The sequence below is a fragment of the Halopseudomonas pelagia CL-AP6 genome, assembly GCF_000410875.1.
Classification (GTDB): Bacteria; Pseudomonadota; Gammaproteobacteria; order Pseudomonadales; family Pseudomonadaceae; genus Halopseudomonas; species Halopseudomonas pelagia.
On record NZ_AROI01000038.1, the window covers coordinates 1 to 2529 of the forward strand.

Genomic DNA, 2529 nt, shown 5'->3' on the forward strand with positions numbered 1-2529 from the left:
GTAAGCATCCGGTAAGTACCGTCTTGACGAGCGGATTGCTATTCTAGTCGAGGCTACAGCTTCACATTCCAAGGCAGCAATTCGTCGATCCGGTTCACCGGATGATCTGCAATGACCGAGAGAACGTGAGTGAGATACGCCTCGGGATTGATGTCGTTCAGCTTTGCCGTCCCGAGCAGGCTGTACATGGTGGCTGCGCGTTCGCCGCCAGCATCGGAGCCCAGGAACAGGTAGTTCTTGCGCCCCAGCGCCACACCCCGCAAGGCTCGTTCTGCCGCATTGTTGTCGATCTCGATGCGGCCGTCATCGAGATAGCGCGTAAGGGCCTGCCACTGATTCATGGCATAGCCAATAGCCTCCGCGGTGATCGATTTGCGGGAGATCTTGGGTAGCTTTTCTATCAGCCAGGCGTGTAGCGCCCTGGCCAGCGGAGTGGCTCTTTCCTGGCGTACTGCTTTGCGCTCATCCGGCGGCTTCCCGCGTATATCGGCCTCGATTTCGTAAAGCGCTTTAATCTGTTCGAGAACATGTGTGGTAATGGGTGTTGGCCGCTGCACATGCATGTCGTAGAACTTGCGTCTGGCGTGAGCCCAGCATCCAGCCTCGACGACCCGACCGGTTTCATAGATGGCGTCGTAGCCAGCATAGGCGTCGGCTTGCAGGATGCCGACGTAGTCTTTCAGGTGCGTTTGCGGGTGGATGCCTTTGCGATCCGGCGAGTAACGGTACCAGACTGCCGGCGGGGTGGTATCGCCACTGGAACGATCATCGCGGGCATAGACCCAGAGGCGACCCTGTCGCGTTTTCCCATTGCCGGGAGCGAGCACCGCAATGGGGGTGTCGTCAGTGTGCAGCTTTGTTGCACTGAAGATATGACGCTGCAAGGCCTCGACCAACGGTCGCACCAGTTTGTGTACAGCGCCTACCCAATCACCCAAGGTACTCTCACTGAGCTCAACACCTTCACGCGCATGGATCTGAGCCTGACGATACAACGGTTGATGATCGAGGTATTTGGAGATCATGACGCGGCTCAGCAGCCCGGGACCGGCGTAGCTGCGAGCAATGGGGCGACTCACCGCAGGCGCCTGATCCATCCGTTCGCAGCACGTACAGCTCATGCGGGGGCGCACGTGACGGATCACCCGGAAGCTGGACGGTACATATTCCAGTACTTCGCTGACATCTTCACCCAAGCGCTGCCAGGCGCCACCACAGTCAGGGCAGCTAGCATCCTGCGGCAGGTGCTCTTGGGTATCGCGAGGTAGATGTTCTGGCAAGGGCCGGCGATTGGGTGCAGATCGAACTGGCTTAGCAGGCGCAGTGGCCCCGGCCTGCTGCGTGCGTTCACCCTGGTTGATATGCAGCTCTTCCAGTTCCAGCTGCAACTGTTCTATTTGCTGTATCAATTTTTCGGACTTGCGACCGAACAGCATTCGCCGCAATTTATCGATCAACAGGGTCAGTCGCTGGATCTGCTGTAGGTCATCGTTCTTTTCCTCGCGCAGCAGATCGCGCTCTGCTGTCAGCGCAGCCACTTCAACCAACTGCGCCGATAGCAAGGCCTTTAAATCAGCGATGTTGTCGGGGAGTTGGGTGGGCTTTGGCATGCGCGATATTCTACTAAAAAGGACGCATTTTATCTATCGATAAGTGCTCTGAAGATCAGCATATATGGGGCTTTCAGCGCTTTATTGGCAGTCAGACGTGAGTCGGATTCTGGGTTCTTTTTGGTCGTCGCCAATCGATGCCTTCCAACAGCATTGACAGTTGCGCGGGCGTCAAATGAACGGCTCCCGTCTCCGCGCCAGGCCACACGAACCGACCCTCTTCCAGGCGCTTGGCCAACAGACACATGCCATCGCCACTCCACCACAGCACCTTGATGCGGTCGCCCTTGCGGCCCCGGAAGACGAAGACATGGCCGCTGAACGGATCTTCATCCAGCGTGCTTTGCACCGTCGCGGCGAGGCCATCGAAACCACGGCGCATGTCGGTAACTCCGGCTGCCAGCCACACACGGGTTCCTGGGGGCAAACCGATCATAGCAACGCCTCAACCAGATCACGCAACAGATCGGTGGTGACCTCGCCGTTAAGCACCATCGACCCTTTGCGTAAACGCAGCTCCAGCGATGAGATAGGGAGCACGGCAGCAACATCGGAGCGGTTCGACGATGCTGCTGGTGACGCGGTCGAGACCATCACCGGCAGCAGCGTCAGCGCCGCCGCAGCGGGCTTTGCGGGCTCACCAAGCAAGCCTTGCTGATAATCGCGGCGCCATTTCCCCAGTAGATTAGGATGGATGTCGTGAGTGCGTGCGAGTTGCGCCAAGGTTGCCGAGGAGTCGGAATCCAGCAACTCCTGGACCAGCCTACGTTTGTGGTCCCGGCTATATCTCCGGCGTGGAAGACTCCGGTATGTCCGGGTTGATTCGTTTAGGTTTGTCATAGGTTCCCACCAAAAATACGTGGGAACCTATTGTTCTGATTAGCGCTTTAGATGCTAGACGGTGCTGACCGGATGCTTA

3 protein-coding genes are annotated in these 2529 nt (G+C 57.8%); all 3 read right to left on the reverse strand.

Annotated elements, in window-relative coordinates:
- Positions 1-53: 53 nt before the first annotated feature.
- Entirely contained in the window at positions 54-1610 is a 1557-nt protein-coding gene (tnpC, locus tag K787_RS0120180) for an IS66 family transposase (RefSeq protein ID WP_022964619.1), read from the reverse strand.
- Positions 1611-1701: 91 nt separating this feature from the next.
- The gene (gene tnpB, locus K787_RS0120185) at positions 1702-2046 is read right to left on the reverse strand and encodes an IS66 family insertion sequence element accessory protein TnpB (RefSeq protein WP_022964620.1); all 345 of its coding nucleotides are present in this window, start codon (positions 2044-2046) and stop codon (positions 1702-1704) included.
- Positions 2043-2450 (reverse strand): IS66-like element accessory protein TnpA, encoded by a 408-nt coding sequence (tnpA, locus tag K787_RS23955; protein WP_084672225.1) that lies wholly within the window; start codon positions 2448-2450, stop codon positions 2043-2045. Before tnpA ends, tnpB begins: the two co-directional genes overlap by 4 nt.
- Positions 2451-2529: the final 79 nt, after the last annotated feature.